At 73.3% G+C, this 15,079-nt stretch carries 13 protein-coding genes; 2 read left to right on the top strand and 11 right to left on the bottom strand.

Annotated features, from left to right (window positions below; all coding sequences use genetic code 11):
* Positions 1 to 125: 125 nt before the first annotated feature.
* The 11 genes from AB0J08_RS14540 to AB0J08_RS14490 all read right to left on the bottom strand — a co-directional run bounded on the left by AB0J08_RS14540 (position 126) and on the right by AB0J08_RS14490 (position 12,280).
* Positions 126 to 1,868, bottom strand: coding sequence for a glycosyl hydrolase family 18 protein (locus AB0J08_RS14540; RefSeq protein ID WP_360632379.1), 1,743 nt, complete (start codon positions 1,866 to 1,868; stop codon positions 126 to 128).
* 508 nt (positions 1,869 to 2,376) lie between these two features.
* Positions 2,377 to 2,919, bottom strand: a complete 543-nt coding sequence (locus tag AB0J08_RS14535; RefSeq protein ID WP_360632376.1) for a hypothetical protein — start codon at positions 2,917 to 2,919, stop codon at positions 2,377 to 2,379.
* Positions 2,920 to 3,269: 350 nt separating this feature from the next.
* Positions 3,270 to 3,878 (bottom strand): hypothetical protein, encoded by a 609-nt coding sequence (locus AB0J08_RS14530; protein WP_360632373.1) that lies wholly within the window; start codon positions 3,876 to 3,878, stop codon positions 3,270 to 3,272.
* A 116-nt stretch (positions 3,879 to 3,994) separates the two neighbouring features.
* Positions 3,995 to 4,933, bottom strand: coding sequence for an ABC transporter substrate-binding protein (locus AB0J08_RS14525; RefSeq protein ID WP_360632370.1), 939 nt, complete (start codon positions 4,931 to 4,933; stop codon positions 3,995 to 3,997).
* A gap of 95 nt (positions 4,934 to 5,028) precedes the next feature.
* Positions 5,029 to 5,724 carry an ABC transporter permease gene (locus tag AB0J08_RS14520; RefSeq protein WP_360632367.1) on the bottom strand — a complete coding sequence of 232 codons (696 nt, stop codon included), beginning with the start codon at positions 5,722 to 5,724 and terminating at the stop codon, positions 5,029 to 5,031.
* Entirely contained in the window at positions 5,721 to 6,389 is a 669-nt protein-coding gene (locus tag AB0J08_RS14515; RefSeq protein WP_360632364.1) for an ABC transporter permease, read from the bottom strand. The genes AB0J08_RS14520 and AB0J08_RS14515 overlap by 4 nt, the downstream gene beginning before the upstream one ends.
* On the bottom strand, positions 6,379 to 7,545 hold the full coding sequence (locus tag AB0J08_RS14510) for an ATP-binding cassette domain-containing protein (RefSeq protein ID WP_360632361.1): 1,167 nt from the start codon (positions 7,543 to 7,545) through the stop codon (positions 6,379 to 6,381). Before AB0J08_RS14510 ends, AB0J08_RS14515 begins: the two co-directional genes overlap by 11 nt.
* Positions 7,546 to 7,878: 333 nt before the next feature.
* On the bottom strand, positions 7,879 to 8,265 hold the full coding sequence (locus tag AB0J08_RS14505; RefSeq protein ID WP_360632358.1) for a rhodanese-like domain-containing protein: 387 nt from the start codon (positions 8,263 to 8,265) through the stop codon (positions 7,879 to 7,881).
* A complete protein-coding gene (locus tag AB0J08_RS14500) occupies positions 8,259 to 8,825 on the bottom strand; it encodes a cysteine dioxygenase family protein (protein WP_360632355.1) in 567 nt (188 codons plus the stop codon). The genes AB0J08_RS14505 and AB0J08_RS14500 overlap by 7 nt, the downstream gene beginning before the upstream one ends.
* Positions 8,826 to 9,002: 177 nt before the next feature.
* Positions 9,003 to 9,080, bottom strand: coding sequence for a putative leader peptide (locus AB0J08_RS14495; RefSeq protein ID WP_101948289.1), 78 nt, complete (start codon positions 9,078 to 9,080; stop codon positions 9,003 to 9,005).
* Positions 9,081 to 9,127: 47 nt separating this feature from the next.
* Positions 9,128 to 12,280, bottom strand: coding sequence for a hypothetical protein (locus AB0J08_RS14490; RefSeq protein WP_360632352.1), 3,153 nt, complete (start codon positions 12,278 to 12,280; stop codon positions 9,128 to 9,130).
* Between the two features lie 461 nt (positions 12,281 to 12,741).
* Between AB0J08_RS14490 and AB0J08_RS14485 the strand changes: the two genes are divergently transcribed.
* Positions 12,742 to 13,584, top strand: a complete 843-nt coding sequence (locus tag AB0J08_RS14485; RefSeq protein WP_360632349.1) for a nitrilase-related carbon-nitrogen hydrolase — start codon at positions 12,742 to 12,744, stop codon at positions 13,582 to 13,584.
* Between the two features lie 13 nt (positions 13,585 to 13,597).
* The gene (hydA, locus tag AB0J08_RS14480; RefSeq protein WP_360632345.1) at positions 13,598 to 15,010 is read left to right on the top strand and encodes a dihydropyrimidinase; all 1,413 of its coding nucleotides are present in this window, start codon (positions 13,598 to 13,600) and stop codon (positions 15,008 to 15,010) included.
* Positions 15,011 to 15,079 lie beyond the last annotated feature (69 nt).

Genomic DNA, 15,079 nt, shown 5'->3' with positions numbered 1-15,079 from the left:
GAGGATGTTGACGAGGCCGGTCATCGGACTCTCCGTCCCGACGGGGGTTCTGCTGACCTCACCGACGCTACGGATCCGGCGCCGCCCGGTGATCGGACGAACCGGGGTTCGTCCGCGCGGACGGGTCAGGCGATGCTGAAGTCGTCGCCGAAGACGTTGCCCTGGCCGTACCAGCCGTGCAGGTACACCGTCACGGTGCCGGCGGCGCCGGTGGTGAACGGAACGGTCAGCCTGGTCCAGCCGGAGGCGTTCGCCCAGGTGCTGGCGGTGGCACCGCCGCTCACGCCGAGGTAGGCGTAGCTGCCCTGGACCCAGCCGCTCAGCGTGTACGAGGTGTTGGGCGACAGCGTCACGGTCTGCGCGCACTGGCCGGTCTGGCCGGCGGTCGCCGCGGCCTGCAGGGCGTGCGAGCCCGAGTGGGCCGGGGTGGCGACCACCGCCCCGCCGCCCTGGCAGGTCCACGGGGCGAGGCTGCCGGTCTCCAGGCCGCCGTTCACCAGGCCGCCAGGTGGGGTGACCCCGGTGACCGTCAGGGTGTAACTGCCGGTGTGGCTGCCGGAGGTGGCGCTCCCGGTGACGGTCAGCGGGTAGCTACCGGGCGTGGTGGCGGCGTTGGTGGTGATGTTCAGGGTGGCGGTGGCTCCGGCGGTGACGCTGCCGGGGGTGACGGTGGCGGTGACGCCGGCCGGGGCGCCGGTGACGGTGAGGTTGACGCTCTGTGCGGAGCCGGCCGTGACGGCGGTGGAGACCGTCGCGCTGGTGGACGAACCGGGCGCCACGGTGCCGGAGTTCGGGTTCACCGCGACCGAGAAGTCGTTGCCCACCGGGGTGTTGCCGGTGTACTGGGAGAAGATGTGGCTGAAGTCCCAGGTGCCCTGGCTGATCCCGGAGCAGTCGTCCCGGGCGCCGGTGCCCGGGCAGCCGCCGTTGTCACGCTGGAGCGCCCAGAACGAGAGCGTGTTGATGCCCTTCGTGACCGCCCAGTTGTACACCGTGGTCGCGTTGGCCACCGTGAAGGTCTCGGCCGGGCCGAAGTCGTCGATGCCGACCATCTCGGTGACGCCGATGGAACCCCACAGCTGCGCGGGGGTCTTGGCGGGATAGAGCTTGGCCAGCTGGTTGTAGAGGCCGGTCGCCGCGGTCTGGGTGTCGGCGGCCATGTCGTGCGCGGCGTTGTCGTAGTAGTCGAAGGTCATCAGGTTGACGACGTCGATCCGGGCGTTGTTGGTGACCGCGTTCTTCAGCACCGCCAGACCGCTGGCGGCCAGGCCGCCGGTCGTGGTCGGCAGCGTGTACGAGAACTGGATCGAGCGGCCGTTGGCGGCGGCCCAGTCCTGCACCAGCTTGATCGCCTTGTTGCGGCGGTCGATGCCGGCCGTGTTGGTCAGCGAGTTGTCCTCGATGTCCAGGTCGATCCGGCTGATGTCGTACGTGGTGATGACGTTCTCGAAGGCGGCCGCGATCTGGTTGACATCGGTGCAGCTGTCGGCGAGTTCGGTGCCGGTGTTGTCGGCGGTGTAGCCGCCGAACGACGGGATCACGTCGCCGCCGTTGGCCCGGATGGTGGCGATGTCCGCACCGAACGTGGCCTGCGAGACCGGCATGGAGCTGTCGCCGTTCCAGTAGGGGGTGCAGGATCCCTTGGTGGCGGTCTGCAGGAACGCCATCGTGAGGTGCTTGGCACCGGACTGGGCGGCCAGTGCGGCCGGGCTCTGGCCCGTCCAGGCCTCGAAGTACGGGGCGAACACCCGGGTGGGCAGCGGGGTGGCGGCCTCGGCCGAGGCCGTCCCGGCGGCGACCAGGCCGGCCGAGGCGGCCAGTGTGACACAGGCGGTCAGAGCCGCCTGGATTGTTCTGCGTAGACGCATGAGTCTCTCCAACAGGCGTGGTGGGGCAGGATGTTGGTGAAGTGCTGGGACTGCGCTGCGGAACTGTGGACGTGCGTAGCCGCACAGGTGTCGAGCGGTGGAGCGGTGAACTGCGGGACGTGGTGGGGGCGTACGGCATGCGGGCGTGCGGAACCACCCCCGTGGACACGCGGAACGGGTGGAGGCGCTGCGTGGGCACGCGTCGCCGTGCGGGTCGGGGGCGGTGTGGAGCAGGGCAGGGTGATGCCTCAGCCGCCGGTGGTCACACCCCCACAGTGCATCCCGGTCGGATCGACATGCTTATGGTTGGACTAGACCACTCGTCTGTCAATAGTCCTGACAGTTCGTCAGCCGACGAGTGCGGCCGTCATCGGACGAACCATCCGCTCGGGGTGGGCGACGACCCTCGGGCGCCATCGGCCCCCGGGTGCGAATTCACCGGGGGCCCGTGCGACCACCGCCGCTCCGGCGGCCCGGAGCGCAGTGGCCCGCCCCGTCCGGCGACTCCTCAGGAAGCGCGCGCGAGCAGCCCGTCGACGATCCCGGTGGCGTCGTCCAGGCTGCGCCACTTGAAGGCGAAGCGGTGCTCCGCCATCCGGTGGACGGCGGCGGTCAGCCAGGCGTCGTCACCGAGCAGCTCCGACCGCTTCCGGTCGACGACGGTGCCGAGCAGCACCTGCAGGAGCACGATCTCGCGGGAGGAGTAGAACCCGCGGTGGTGGCTGAACTCCGGTGACCACATGTCGTAGGGGTGCCGGACCATGGCCCGCAGGCAGGAGCCGCGCGTCGACATGGCGGTCTTGCTCAGCAGGCCGCCGATCCTCGAACTGGAGAACCGGTCGACCGTGACGGCCACGCCCAGCTCCATCAGCCGCTCCCACGGCACCAGGTGCGGGTCCCGGCCCGTCACGCGGTGCACCAGGCCCTCGGGTTCGAAGGTGAGATGGGCCCGGCCCTCGTGGTCGCCGAGGATCCACCGGTCGCCGACCCGCACCAGCGGGCCGAGATGCTCCTGGGCGGCGTCGACGGAGGTGTTCGGCTCGGTGGTCATGGCGCTCCTCGGGCAGGCGTCGGCATCATGCCGACCAGTCTTCCCGGCTCACCTGGTGACGACGGTACACCGCCCCATCCTCACCTCGTAAGGCAGTTCGACGAATGTCGCCGTGGTGCCGTCGGGGTGCCGAGCGGCGCGGGCGGCCGCACGGTGCCGTGTGCGCAGGATGCCGTGGCCGCGCGCCGGTCGTTGCGCGCGGCCACGGCGGCCCGATGCTCAGGACACCGGGCTGGGCCCGGTGCTCAGGACACCGGGCTGCTCGGGGCGACCCGGCCCGGCCGTGGGGCGACGGGCCAGAGGTTCACGGGCCAATGGGCCAATAGGCCAATGGGTGAAGGGCCAGCAGGTCAGGCCGGCGGGCAGAGGGTGGTGCGCAGGGCGTCCAGGATCTTCTCGGCCTTCTCGGCACCGAATCCCTGCGGGTGGTCGGGGGCGGTGAAGCGCTGGTTGGCCAGCTCGACCAACTTGGCCCGGTCCTTGGGGAACTGGTACATCGACTGGCACTGGTTGCGGGCCCGGTCGACGGCCTGGTCGGGCTTGCCGCCGACGATCGCCGGGTCGATCGCGTCGAGCGCCGCGACCAGCCTCGCGGTCTCGTCCGAGCCGGGCTTGGCGGGCAGTCCCGCGTCGGCCGGCGGCGCGGGCTTGGGCGGCGCCGGGGTGTCGGGGGCATCGGGTGCGCCGGGCGAGGCCGATCCCGACGCGGGCCCGTCGGGGCTGCCCGTGGGCGGCACGGCGGGTGCGGTCGGGGCGGGCGGGGTGGCCGCCGCGGTCGGCGCGCCGGTGGCACCGGCGGTGGAGCCGGGAGCCGGGGTGCCCGGCGCGGATGCGGTGGTGGCGGCCGGTGCGGTGGGGGAGCCGGCCGCGGTGCCGCTCGAACCCGAGCCGGACGAACAGGCAGTGAGGCTCACCGCGGCGAACGCCGTGAGGGTGGCGGCGAGGAGACGAGTGCGCATTCCGCCACACTGTCATGTTCGCGCCGCCCAAGGGAAGATCCCCTGGCGGCGAAGCGACGGCGGCCCGGGAGGCCGTTCCCCTCCCGGGCCGCCGCCGACCGGTCGTGCCGCCGGGCTCAGCCCAGGCCGTTGGCCTTCAGCCACTCCTTGGCCACGGCGGACGGGTCCTCCTTGTCGACGGCGACCTTCTTCATCAGCGCCGCCAGACCCGCGGTGTCGAGCTTGGCCGACACCGCGTTCAGCGCGGCGGCGGCGGGGGCGTCGATCGCGGCCTTGTTCACCAGCGGGGTGACGTTCTGCGCGCCGAACAGGTTCTTCGGGTCGGCCAGCGGGACGAGCTTCAGCTGGGCGATCTTCGGGTCGGTGGAGAAGACGTTGCCGATCTGGATCGAGCCGTCCTTGATCGCGTTGGCGGTGGTCTCGCCGGTCGGCTTCCACTCCTTGAAGGTCAGCCCGTAGACGTCCTTGAGCGGCTGCTCCTGGCGGGTCTTGAACTCGGGCGGGCCGCCGATGGTGAACTCGCCCGCCTTGGCGGCGAGGTCCTCGATGCTCTTCAGCTGGTACTTGTCGGCGCTCTCCTGGCTGATGCTCAGGGTGTCCTTGTCCTCGGCGGGCGAGGAGTCCAGGATGGCCAGCGAGGCGGGCAGGGTCTTCGCCAGCGCCGCGTTGACCTCGTCCTTGGTGGGCGCGGTCGCCTTGCCGCCGAGGTAGGCGAGCAGCGCGCCGTTGTACTCGGGCAGCACCGTCAGGCTGCCGTTCTGCAACTGCCCGTAGAGCACCTCGCGGCTGCCGATGTTGAACTTCTCGTCGACCTTGACGCCCTTGGCCTTCAGCGCCTGCGAGTAGATCGAGCCGAGCAGTACGTTCTCGGGGAAGTTGGCCGAGCCGATGACCACGGTCGAGCCGGAGCCCGCGCCGGCCGCCGAGGTGGAGGAGCCGCCGCCCAGCGGGTCGCCGCCGGAGGAGGAGCAGGCGGTCGCGCCGAGGGCGAGTGCGGCGATCGTGCCCAGGAGCAGGGCCCGGTGGCCGCTTCGGCGGCGTGCAGGTGTCGACATGGTGATACGTGTCCTTTCGGAGCGGATGAGGATCGGTGGGACGAACGGAATCAGCGGAACGAACGGGATCACCGGGATCGCCAGGTTCAGCGGGATCACCGGGACGGGCGGGACGAGCGGGACCGGCGCTGGGCGCGAAGCCCGGGCGGGAGCGCGTACCGGGCGAGCAGCGCGAAGAACAGCTGGGCGCCGACCGCGAGCAGCACCACGAGCAGCGCGCCGCCCACCGTCACGGCGAAGTTCCGGGTGGCCAGCCCGTCGATGACGTACCGGCCGAGACCGCCGAGGCCGACGTACGCGGCGACCGTGGCCGTCGCGACGACCTGGACGGTCGCGGTCCGGAACCCGGCCAGCAGGGTCGGCAGCGCGGACGGCAGGCAGACCTGCCACAGGACCTGCGGGTGCGTCAGACCGACGCCGCGCGCCGCGTCCCGGACGTCCGGATCGGTACCGCGCACCCCCTCGACGGCGGCGACCAGCAGCGGCGGCGCGGCGAGCGCGACCAGCGGGATCAGCACGGCCGTGTCGCCCACCCCGGCGAGCAGCACCGCGAGCGTCACCAGGCCGAGCGTGGGCAGCGCGCGGGCGGCGCCGGCCAGCGAGGTGACGACGGTGGCGCCGCGGCCGGTGTAGCCGATCAGCAGGCCGAGGGGCACGGCCAGCAGGGCCGCGTAGAGCAGCGCCTCGCCGGAGAGCAGCAGATGCTCGGCGACGCGGTGCACGATCGAGTCCGGGCCGCTGCGGCGGTCCGGGGAGGAGAAGAAGTCCCCCAGCCAGGAGAGCCAGTTCATCGGCCGGCCCCCTTCTCCCGGACGGCCCAGGGCGCGAGCAGCCGCCGGGCCCCGAGCAGCAGCAGGTCCACGGCCAGCGCCAGCGCGGCGATCAGCACGATGCCGGCCACGATCGGGGTGGGGAAGGTGCGCTGGAAGCCGTCGATGAACAGGTAGCCGAGTCCGCCGCGCCCGACCAGCGCGCCGACGCTCGCCAGCGAGATGCTGGAGACCGCCGCGACCCGGAGCCCGGCGACCAGGTACGGCACGGCGGCGGGCAGTTCGACGGCCGCGAGCCGGTGCCACGGGCCGTAGCCCATCGCGGTCGCCGCCTGGCGTACCGGGTCCGGGACGGCGTGCAGGCCGTCCACGGTGGTCGGCAGCAGCACGGCGACCGCGTAGAAGGTGAGCGGGATCATCACGGTGGCCTGGGTGGCCAGGCCGGTGTAGGGGATGAGCACCACGAAGACCGCCAGGGAGGGCAGCGCGTAGACGACGTTGAAGACGGCGGCCAGCGGCTGGTAGAGCCGGGGGAAGCGGGCGCAGGCCAGGCCGAGCGGGACGGCCAGCAGCAGGCCGATCAGCACCGGGAGCAGGGCGATCACCGCGTGGTCGGCGAGCAGGTCGCCGAGGTAGCCGAGGTGGTCGCCGATCCAGTACCACCGGACGATCGGTTCATCGTCCACCGGTGGCTCCGCCGGCCTCGTCCGTCGTGGGTGCCTCGTCCGTCCCTGGCGTGTCGTGTGCCTTGGCCATCGCCATCCCGTCGGTCCTCATCCCGTCGGTCCTGGGCGCGGGCGCCGCCGAGGGCGCTGCGGCGAGGGCGGTCAGGACGGCCTCGCGGCTCGCCGTGCCGGTGACCCGGCCGGCGGCGTCCAGCCCGACCGCGACGCCGGCGGGGGAGAGGAGGGCCGCGTCCAGCGCGGTGCGCAGGGTGTCGGCCTCCGGGTGGTACCCGGCCGCCGGGTGCAGGGCGGTGGTCGGGGCGTCCCGGTCGATCCAGCCGATCGGGCGGTGCTCGTCGTCCAGCACCAACTCCCACCCGCCGTAGCGCAGTCCGTCGGCCACCGGGCGGACGGTGACGGCGGTGGCGGGGCGCAGGCCGAGCCCGCGCAGCCCGCGGTCGCGGCCGAGGAAGGCGGCGACGTCGTCGTCGGCGGGGGCGGTGAGCAGCGTGTGCGGATCGGCCAGCTGGGCGATCCGGCCCTGCTCGCGCAGCACCACGACCTGGTCGCCGAGCCGGACGGCCTCCTCGATGTCGTGCGTGACGAAGAGCACCGTCTTGTGCAGTTCGGACTGCAGCCGCAGCAGTTCCTCCTGGAGCCCCGCCCGCACCACCGGGTCGACGGCGCTGAACGGTTCGTCCATCAGCAGGACCGGCGGGTCGGCGGCCAGCGCCCGGGCCACGCCGACGCGCTGCTGCTGACCGCCGGAGAGCTGGAACGGGTACCGCTTGCCGGTCTCGGGCGCCAGCCCGACCAGCTCCAGCAGCTCGGCGGCCCGGGCCCGGGCCCGCTTCCGGTCCCAGCCGAGCAGATAGGGGACGGTGGCGACGTTGTCGATCACCTTGCGGTGCGGGAAGAGTCCGGCCTGCTGGATCACGTAGCCGATGCCACGGCGCAGCTTGGCGGGCTCCAGCTCGGCGACGTCCGTTCCGTCCAGGAGCACCCGGCCCGAGGTCGGCTCCACCATCCGGTTGACCATGCGCAGCAGCGTGGTCTTGCCGCAGCCGGACGGGCCGACCAGGACGGTTATCCGGCCGGTGGGCACATCGAGGTCCAGGCCCCCGACGGCGATGGTGCCGTCGGGGTGGCGCTTGCCGGCGCCGTCGAATCTGATCACGGGGAGTTTCCTCTGTCTCGGCGCCTCCCGGTGGTGGCGCCGACGGTGTCGGTCTGTCGGTCGTGGCGGTTTGTCGACAAGTGACGGCCCGTGAAGCGGCCGCATCTGTCGGATCAACTGCCCGGGCGTTCTTCCGCCCGCGTGGCTGCCCAGCATCGGACCGGCGGAAACTCCGATCAGACTATGACCTGAATCATCTCCTGTCCCTGATTTACCGTCCGCCTGGGGCGGCCGGTAAGAGGGGAGCCGAGCTCGGCTCCGGTGCCTCCGGGCAGGCCTGGGCAGGCCTGGGCGAGTGTCGTGCAGGGTCGGGTGGCGTGCGGGGTCGGCGGCTCAGCCGCCCTGACGCGTCGGCAGCCCGGCGGCGGCCCAGCCGACGAAACCGCCGTCCAGGTCCGTCGCCCGGTGCAGCCCCAGCTCGCGCAGCGAGGCGGCGGCCAGGCTGGAGGCGTAGCCCTCCGAGCAGACCACGATCACCTCCACGTCGTACCCGGTGGCCGCGGGGATCCGGTGACTGCCCGTCGGATCGAGCCGCCACTCCAGCACATTGCGCTCGATGATCAGCGAGCCGGGGATCTCCCCCTCGGCCGCCCGCTGCGCCGCCGGCCGGATGTCCACCAGCAGCGCGCCGTCCAGCTGCGCCTGGTAGGCCTCCTGGGCGCGGGGCCGGTGCACGCCCTCGCGGGCGCGCTCCACCAGGTCGTCGATCGTGGTCACCACTGCTCCGGTCCTTCCTGTGAGGTGCGGACCAGCCCGCCGGCCCGCAGTTCGTAGTGCGCCATCGAGCTCAACGGTGGCGAGTAGGCGTGCAGCGTCACCGCGGGGCCGGCGGCCGTGTTGCGGACGTCGTGCACGTATTCCGGGCCGAAGGCGCGGGCGGTGCCGGCCGTGATCCGGCGGATCAGCAGGCCCTGCTCCGGTCCGCCGAGCGAGAGCTCCTCCAACTCGCCGAGCGCGACGGCGAACGCGCCGCGCGAGCCGCCGTGGTCGTGGAACCCGGTGGACTGGCCGGGCAGCCAGCTGATCAGCCAGACCTCGTGGTCCTCGTCGGCCGCCAGCCGTCGGTACCAGCGCTCGTCGGTGGAGAGCCGGACGTGGTGGATCCACCGGTCGGGCTGCTCGGCGAGGTCACGGACGATCGCGCGCAGGGACTTCGGGGTGAGCGGAGCGTGGGATTCCGTGACGGCGGTGGCGGTGGCGGTGGCGGTGGACGTCGTGGCAGTGGTGGCTTCGGTGCCGGGCGGGCCGGCCGGTGTGCCGGGGGCGAGGTCCGGGCTCATGTGGGCGTCCTCGGGGAAGGCGGAGCGAGCGGAGGGGGACGGCCGGGCCCGGCAGCGGAGGCAGGCGTGCCGGGCGGCACGGGTGCGCCGGGCAGGGCGCGTCAGGAAGACGGGTACGGGTGCGCGGAGCGGGCCCTGGCAGACGTCACAGGGCGGGACCGGCGGGGAGAGTCAAGGTCAACAGGCACAGATGGAACTCGCCTGGCGTCGCAGATCGACGTGCAGGCGGCAAACCAGAGTGGTGCCGGAGTCCATGCGCCGGATCCTTCCCGACGCGACGGGCGCGAGTCAAGCGAGCCCGTTCACTCGTGCGTGGCGCGCCGCGGCGGGGGAGGCGCCCCGACCGGGCGCGCTGCCGCGCTGGTCGGGGCCGTGGGGGCCGTGGGGGCGGTCCGTACGGGGGTCGGTGCCGGAGTCGGCGCGGGAGCCGGCACGGCGGCGGGCCCCGGTTCGGCCAGTGCCGCCTTGATCACGGGGGCCGCCTGCTCACCCAGGTGGCGGCCGAGCGTCTGGTACGCGTCGAACTGCCGGTGGTCGAACCACTGGTCGCCGGTGCTGTCGTTTGGGAACGCCGCGTTGGCCGCCGCGTAGGCGTGCAGTTCGTAGGGCATGCCGGGGGTGAGGACGGCCTGCACGACGATCAGCGTGCCGTGGTGGCGCCACTCGTCGCCGTCGCCGTCGCGGTGGCCATCGCTTCGGCCGTGGCCGTGGCCCTCACCGCCGGGGCGGCCGTGGGTGTCGCCGCCGGGGACGTCGAACGGGTCCGGGTAGCGGATGTCCCCGGTGATCACCGCCCGGGCCGAGAGCCGGTCCGCCAGCCGTGCCGCCAGACCGCGCAGCGGCCGGTCGGTACTGCCGGGAATCAGCAGGTCCGGCTCGTGCAGCGTGACGACGATGCCGAGCTCCTCGCGGGCGAGCGTGATCGCCGCCGCCAGACTGGCGGCGGCGGGGGCGTCCCCGCTGGCGTCGATGCAGACCGCCGTCCGCACGCGGTGCCGGAGCAGCTCGACCAGTCCGAGGTTCTCGTAGTGCCCGCCGTCGGTGGTGAGCAGGAAGCGGTCGTCCATCGGGTAGCGCCCGCACAGCTCGCGCAGCTGGTAGGGGAGCCGCCGGACGGCCGGCTGCGGGGCGAGTCGCCAGTCCCGGTCCGGTGCCCAGAGCGGTCCGAGTGCGGCCGGATTGGGCAGCCAGGTGCCGAGGCGGGCGTTGGTGACGGCGAACAGGCCCTGGTAGCCGCGGGACTGACTCCCCATCGCCGAGGAGAACGCGGCACCCGAGACGGCCATCGCGGACTGGACGGTGAGGTCCCTGGCGATGTGTCGCCGGGTGCGCCGCTCCAGCAGGTCGGTGCGGGCGTAGCCGACGTCCGGTCCACCGACGTAGTCGTGCGAGAAGGTGAACGAGACCGCCCGGCGCCCCGGGGGCGTGCGGGAGCTGCCGGACAGGTTGGCCGCCGCCGCGAACACCACCTGGGGGAAGCCGGGGTGCCGGGCGCCGTAGTGGCTGAGCCAGGTCTGCTCGCGGTGGAAGCGGTACGGCCGGGCCAGTACCTCGCCGTCCTCGGTGGCCCGGCGGACGGCGAAGGCGGAGGCCAGCCGGCGGCGGTAGAACGGGTGCAGGCTCATCCAGGTCTGGTCGAGGTTGAGACCGACCGTGCCGAGGACGAGCGGCAGCAGCACCTGGGCGGCGACGGGCCAGGCGTGGCCGGTGGCGACCGCCCAGCCGAGTGCGAGCAGCGCACCGGCCGACAGCGCGGTGAGCGCCGCCCACACCGCCAGGTACTGGACGAGCCGGTCGGCCACCCCGCCGCCGAGCCGCCGGGTACCGCGCAGCAGGCCGCCGAGTGCCGCCGCGCCCTGCTCGACGACCCGGCGCCCGCGCCACAGTATGCCGAGCAGCAGGCTGAGGTAGCTGAGCAGGACGGTCAGGCTGAGGCCGGCGCCGGTCTGCCGGGCGCCGACGGCGAGGGACTGCTGCAGCCAGACCGCGCCCCAGGCCAGCCCGGGCACCAGCAGCACCCCGCCGGCCAGCAGCGCGGCCAGCGCGAGGGCGCCGTGCGAGAGCCGCCGCAGCGTGCGCGGCACGGGGGCGCCCCAGCCGAGCAGCGAGAAGGTCAGCAGCCAGAGCAGCCAGCAGAGCGCGGCGGCCGCCACCAGCCCGAACAGCGCCAGGACGGCGGGCTCCCGGACGGCGAGGGTGCCGACCCCGGTGCCCCCGCCGGTGCGCAGCCCGACGGCGGCCAGCGCGTCCAGGTCGGTCAGCGGGACGAGGTGGTAGAAGCGGCTCAGCCCGAGGCCGAGCACCAGGACGGCGGCGAGCAGCAGGGTCAGGGCGGCCACCAGGCCGCGCAGCAGCGTCCCGAGGGCGACCAGCCACTGACCGGCCCCCTCGGCGAGGTACTTGGCGTGACGGCGGAGGTGGTCCTCCTCCGGTGAGCCGGGCTCCAGGACGTTGTCGGCCGTCAGGCCCGACACGGCGTGCACCGGCCCACCGGGCGCGGAGTCGCTGAGCGCCAGTTGCAGCGCCCCCGCCGTGTAGCCGCCGCCGGAGACGGAGACCAGGTAGCGGGCCTGCTTGAGCCAGGGCCGCAGCGCCTGCAGGGCGCCGAGGGTGACGCAGGCGGAGCGGATGCCGCCGCCCGAGACGCAGAAGCCGAGCCGGGCGGGCTCCCGGCGGGGTGGCACCCGGGCGCCGTTGCGCCACCGGGCGTGGCGGTCGAGCGGCCCGTGTTCGCGGCGGCCGGGCGGCCAGCGCCCGCCGCCCGCGGTGGCCACCGGCCACGGCGGGATCAGCTCGGGGTCGGCGGTGTCCGCGGCGCCTTCGGCAGGTGCGGCAGCACTGTCGCCGGGGTCCGGTGCGGACGGGCGCCGCAGGATGCCGCCCACCGCACGGTGCAGGGTGATCACGAGGACGGCCAGCGCGATCGCCCCGGCCGGCAGCAACAGCAGCCACTTGACGGTGGCCAGCGCGGCCGCGGCGGCGAACGGCGCGTCGGCGCCGGAGCGCGCGCCGGCCGGCCCCGCGCCGAGCCCGTCCAGCCCGGCGCCGAGCAGGACGTTCTCCACGCCCCCCAGGGCGCCCGCCAGCAGCCCGGCGCCTCCGGCGGCGAGCGCGGCCAGCCGCCAGTGCGGCCGGGTGAGCACGTACCAGCCGAGCAGTCCGGCCGCGACGAGGGTCAGCGTGGAGCCGCCGAGCAGCCAGGGCTCGGCCCGCAGCGCCGCGCGGTGCTCGGCCGCCCGCCCGGCGACGACGGTCTCGGCGGCGGCCGCGGAACCGGCCAACTGCAGCCGCACGCCGCGCACCGCCGGCGCCCACCGGGCGAAGAGCACGCTCCCCAGGGCGAGCGGCACCGGCACGCCCAGGGCGATCAGCAGGCCGGCCCACGGCGGCACCGGGCCCGGCGGGGCGCCGGTGAGCGCGCCGCGCCACCCGGACGCCTCGGATGCAGCCGTCACGTCGACCTCCCCCGTGGACCTCGCCCGGATCGTCGGGACTCGCTTCAGGACTTGCTGCCAGGACTTGCCGCCCGGTACTCACCGACCGACCGGAACTCACCGTCCGGAACGCTTCGGTGACGGACCGGAGCAGCATCATGGGCGTCTTACCCCGACGCGCAGTACCTCGCACCCGGATTCACCCGAATGGGTAAGGAGTGGGCCAGTGGGGTAGATGAGTGTTTCATCCCATTCGGAAGCCTCCGCGTGTCCGCGTAACAGGATCGCCCCCGCCACGTTACGTCCGACGTATTGTCAGGCCACCGAGGCCGGGCCTACGGTCGACGAACCACGTTCTACGCACGTAGATGTGTGCGCCGCCGCATGCCGACACGTGCGGAAACCAGAGGCAGATCCGCCCCGCCAGCCCTCAGACCGCAGGCCCGACCCCCCGGCCGGGCCACGGAGTTGCGGAGGTACCCATGTCGCAGATCGTCCGTGCCGCCCTCGTGCAGACCCGGTGGACCGGTGATCAGGAGACGATGATCGCCCTCCACGAGCGCTACGCCCGCGAGGCCGCCGCCCAGGGCGCGAAGATCATCGGATTCCAGGAGGTCTTCAACGCCCCGTACTTCTGCCAGGTGCAGGACCCCGAGCACTACCGCTGGGCCGAGGCCGTCCCGGACGGGCCCACCGTCCGCCGGATGCAGGACCTCGCTCGCGAACTCGGCCTGGTCGTCGTCGTCCCCGTCTACGAGGAGGAGCAGCCCGGCGTCTACTACAACACCGCCGCCGTGATCGACGCCGACGGCAGCTACCTCGGCAAGTACCGCAAGCACCACATCCCCCAGGTCAAGGGCTTCTGGGAGAAGTACTACTTCAAGCCCGGCAACCTCGGCTGGCCCGTCTTCGACACCGCCGTCGGCAAGGTCGGCGTCTACATCTGCTACGACCGCCACTTCCCCGAGGGCTGGCGCGCCCTCGGCCTGGCCGGCGCCCAGATCGTCTACAACCCCTCCGCCACCAGCCGCGGCCTCTCCGCCTACCTCTGGCAGCTCGAACAGCCCGCCGCCGCCGTCGCCAACGAGTACTTCGTCGCCGCCATCAACCGCGTCGGCACCGAGGAGTACGGCGACAACGACTTCTACGGCACCTCCTACTTCGTCGACCCGCGCGGCCAGTTCGTCGGCGACCCCGCCTCCGACAAGGAGGAGGAGCTCGTCGTCCGCGACCTCGACCTCGACCTCATCGAAGAGGTCCGCCAGCAGTGGGCGTTCTACCGGGACCGCCGGCCCGAGGCCTACGGCCCGCTGACCGAGGCGTGAGGAGGCGAACACCGTGACCCGTACCGTCATCCGCGGCGGCCTCGTCATCACCGCCCACGACGAGATCCACGCCGACGTCCTGATCGAGGGCGAACGCATCGCCGCCCTCGCCACCACCGACAGCGACGCCGCCCGGGCCTGGACCGCCGACACCGTCATCGACGCCACCGGCCACTACGTCATCCCCGGCGGCGTCGACGCCCACACCCACATGGAACTGCCCTTCGGCGGCACCGCGGCCTCCGACACGTTCGAGACCGGCACCCGCGCCGCCGCCTGGGGCGGCACCACCACCATCGTCGACTTCGCCGTCCAACCCGTCGGCGGCTCCCTCCGCGAAGGCCTCGACACCTGGCACGCCAAGGCCGACGGCAACTGCGCCGTCGACTACGCCTTCCACACCATCGTCTCCGACGTCAACGACGCGGTCCTCAAGGAGATGGACGCCCTCGTCGACTCCGGCGAATCCACCTCCTTCAAACTCTTCATGGCCTACCCCGGCGTCTTCTACAGCGACGACGGCCGCATCCTGCGCGCCATGCAACGCGGCGCCGCCAACGGCGGACTGGTCATGATGCACGCCGAGAACGGCATCGCCATCGACGTCCTCGTCGAACAGGCCCTCGCCGCCGGCCGGACCGACCCCCGCTACCACGGCGAGGTCCGCCGCGAACTCCTGGAGGCCGAGGCCACCCACCGCGCCATCAAGCTCGCCCAGGTCGCCGGCAGCCCGCTCTACGTCGTCCACGTCTCCGCCGCCGCCGCGCTCGACGAACTCGTCCGGGCCCGCGACGCCGGCCTCAACGTCTTCGGCGAAACCTGCCCGCAGTACCTCTTCCTCTCCACCGACAACCTCGCCGAGACCGGGGCCGACGGCTTCGAGGGCGCCAAGTACGTCTGCAGCACACCGCTGCGCCCCCGCGAACACCAGGAGGCGCTCTGGCGCGGGCTGCGCACCAACGACCTCCAGGTGGTCTCCACCGACCACTGCCCGTTCTGCTTCGCCGGCCAGAAGGAGCTCGGCCGCGGCGACTTCTCCAAGATCCCCAACGGCCTGCCCGGTGTGGAGAACCGGATGGACCTCCTCCACCAGGCCGTCGTCGACGGGCACCTGACCCGCCGCCGCTGGATCGAGATCGCCTGCACCACTCCCGCCCGGATGTTCGGCCTGCACCCGCGCAAGGGCACCATCGCCCCCGGCGCCGACGCCGACGTGGTCGTCTACGACCCCACCGCCGTGCAGACCGTCTCCGCCGCCACCCACCACATGAACGTCGACTACTCGGCCTACGAGGGGCGCCGGCTCACCGGCCGCGCCCGCACGGTGCTCTCCCGCGGCACCGTGATCCTCGACGACGGCACCTGGCTGGGCCGCGCCGGCCACGGCGCCTTCCTGCGCCGCGACACCTGCCAGTACCTCACCTGACCCACCCCGCACCGCCGTTGCCCGCGGCCGGCCCGTTCGGCCCCGGGCGGACCCACCCCCTCCCTGGAG

This window comes from Kitasatospora sp. NPDC050463, from assembly GCF_040655255.1.
GTDB lineage: Bacteria > Actinomycetota > Actinomycetes > Streptomycetales > Streptomycetaceae > Kitasatospora.
The sequence above is the reverse complement of the archived record's forward strand: the minus strand, read 5'-3'. Positions and strand labels throughout refer to the sequence as shown.